This window comes from Streptomyces viridosporus, from assembly GCF_002078235.1.
In the GTDB taxonomy this organism is placed as follows: domain Bacteria; phylum Actinomycetota; class Actinomycetes; order Streptomycetales; family Streptomycetaceae; genus Streptomyces; species Streptomyces viridosporus.
The window spans coordinates 1-225 of the sequence record NZ_MSGP01000111.1; the positions used below are offsets into that span (position 1 = coordinate 1).

The following is a 225-nucleotide window of genomic DNA, read 5'->3' on the forward strand; positions in this document are numbered from 1 at the left end:
CCCGGTCGCGGAGGCGGTCCAGGAGCCAGCCGGCGACGACGGGGCCGAAGCGGCCGTGCCGGTTGCTGCCGACGACGAGGGTGACCCGGAGGGCATCGGTTGCTGTCTTCATGCGGCAGAGCCTGGTACCTCGACTTAACTGGAGGTCAAGCGACGCGCCCGACCGTCCCGGTCACCCGTTCACAGCCGCGCCGCGCACCCTTCGGGTGCTTTTCCGCGACCGGG

General features: G+C 71.6%; 1 pseudogene. It reads right to left on the reverse strand.

The window, feature by feature from the left end:
* Positions 1 to 112 (reverse strand): annotated as a pseudogene (locus B7L92_RS42060) (NADPH-dependent FMN reductase); the annotation flags it as partial.
* Positions 113 to 225: the final 113 nt, after the last annotated feature.